This window comes from Peribacillus sp. P4_C12, from assembly GCF_056402095.1.
In genome coordinates, this window is record NZ_JBFUIB010000535.1 from 1 (window position 1) to 2,379 (window position 2,379).

Annotated in this window: 2 protein-coding genes and 1 pseudogene; all 3 read right to left on the reverse strand. The window is 35.1% G+C overall.

From position 1 onward, the window contains the following. Positions 1-565: 565 nt before the first annotated feature. Positions 566-783, reverse strand: a pseudogene (locus AC1DUW_RS26075) (IS110 family RNA-guided transposase); the annotation flags it as partial. A gap of 79 nt (positions 784-862) precedes the next feature. Next, a complete protein-coding gene (locus tag AC1DUW_RS26080) occupies positions 863-985 on the reverse strand; it encodes a hypothetical protein (protein WP_477643846.1) in 123 nt (40 codons plus the stop codon). 254 nt (positions 986-1,239) lie between these two features. Next, entirely contained in the window at positions 1,240-2,109 is an 870-nt protein-coding gene (purU, locus tag AC1DUW_RS26085; RefSeq protein WP_477643847.1) for a formyltetrahydrofolate deformylase, read from the reverse strand. Between the last annotated feature and the right edge of the window lie 270 nt (positions 2,110-2,379).

A 2,379-nucleotide genomic window follows, 5' to 3' on the forward strand; every position in this document is an offset into this window, starting at 1 on the left:
TTGTATTCCAAAGACCAGCATGGATTTGCTGCATATCTCCATCTTTATATTTTTCCAATGTTATAAAAAAACAACCTTTGGTAAAGAGCAAATTAGCTTAAATGCTCAATGAATCTCGAACCCTTTTATAAAGCCTTTATGTTCTCTTGGTCTTAAAGACATGAGCGTAACATGGCTTCCCTCTAGTCCACTGTGAGAATAAAGTAGATCAAATTTGAAAATTCCCATGAAATTAGGCTCAACAATCGAGCTTCGATTGAATATCGAAACTCGATGGCTTCCTAAACTTTTTTAGATGCTGCCTACTTGACGGGGTATGTCCACTATATATGTCTTCTTTAACTACATTACCTATTCAAACCCCCTTTAATTAATCCATCCTTTTCTTTTTAAAAAAACAAAAACAATCAATGTGATTATGCATATATCAAATAGACTTTCTATTTCTATTCCCAAGTCTTCAAAAAAATCCTTCAACATCCTTTTTCAAACTCCCTCAGTATGACAGCTATATCTCTCGAATGCTCACTTACTCGCAGGATTTCATAACCCCTGAAATTAATTATAAGTTGTTTGAATCTTGTAGTTTTTTCATCCATTCTAGTAATCTAGTGAATACCCTTTGGCTATTTTCAAAAGTAAGAGAATCACCAACGACGATTCCACGAAAATTTACAGCCCGTGCCACTTTTTATAGTTGTGGAATATCCACACCGACAACGAGATGACGATTCGAAATTCGTTCAATAGCTGATTTTATTTTTGTTGCATTTTATACTTCATAGTAGAGCTTCCACCTTATGATGAGTGTTGTGATTATGTATACTTATCGCACTTTTGGGCTCTTTTTCGAAGTTAAAATCTAGCGTTCTACAGGAATGCTCCCTGCCCAATAAGTTTTTTCACGTAATCCAAAACGTGGTTCATCGCCAAGAGATGACACGACTGAAAAACCGGTATCTCTTAGAGGAGTACTGCCAGACATATAGTATTCTTTAATACTTAAAAAGAGGTGGACATGTTGGTATTGATATAGGGAATAGCTAGTCATGGGAGGCACAAACTAGTACTGACATCCCATTTGTGATAGAACAAAATACTTCCAAGTCGAGTATTCTGTCTGTTCTAATAGTATCAGTAAAAATTTATTTTTGAAATATTGAAAAAATTAAATAAGTTACTCAATTATCTTTAAATTTTTTGTCTATCTCCTATCTTTGCAACGTGTTAATGTTGAACTTAATCAAACACGATTGTTTTATTACCATGAACAATAACTTTATCTTCAATATGCCAGGAAACAGCTTCGGCAAAAACTTGTCTTTCAACATGACTTCCGGCAACCTTTAATTCTTCTATTGTATGTCTATGATTAACCCGCTTTACATCTTGCTGAATAATGGGTCCTTCATCAAGATCATTCGTAACATAATGGGCAGTTGCTCCAATTAACTTAACACCACGGTTATAGGCCCTGGCATAAGGGTTTGCTCCGACAAATGCCGGTAAGAAAGAATGATGAATATTAATAATTTGATTGGGAAACTCGGAAATAAATTTAGGGGAAAGGATTTGCATATATCTGGCCAAGGCAATAGAGTCTACTTTCCCTTTCAGTAGTTCTAGCGCTTTCTGTTCGGCTTGTTGTTTTGTTTCATGAGTTATAGGGATATGATAATAAGAGATACCATAACTCTCTACTACTTCTTTTAAATCAGGATGATTACTGATTACCATTGGGATTTCCACTAGAAGTTCATTCGATTTCCAACGCCATATAAGCTCCATTAGACAGTGATCCATTTTAGATACAAAGATGGCCATTCGTTTTCTTTTCTTATTACCGCTTAAGCTCCAATCCATTGAATAAGCCTGAGCCAGCATATGTAAGTCTTCCTCAAGTTTTGCATAGGAAACATCAAAGTCATTTAAATCAAATTCGATCCTCATAAAAAACATACCTGTTTGTGGATCCGTCGTATGTTGATCAAAATGAACAACATTTGCATTGTTTTCTAATAAAAGATTAGATACAACCGAGATAATACCTGGCTTCTCTGGGCAAGATATTAATAATTTAGCCCGGTTAACATTCACTTCTTTAATCAAGGTTCTTTCACCATCCTATTGAATTGTAATTAAAGCACTAAAAAGCTGCGGATTCAAAACTGAATATACTACTATCGATGATTGAACAATCCCTGTAACTGCAATAACGAATCCTATCATTCTTGAAATACTGTGAGGATGGGCGAAAGAATTACAATGAATTTTGCAATCACAACACATATTTTCAGTTTCCACTAGAATTTTTATCTAGGCATGTATTTCTTTACCATACACAGCCAGGGCTGCTTCCCCAATAGCTTCCGCTAATGT

Coding starts and splice junctions, on each gene's coding strand:
- AC1DUW_RS26080 (WP_477643846.1), bottom strand. CDS start 985: ATGTCTGGCAGTACTCCTCTAAGAGATACCGGTTTTTCAGTCGTGTCA.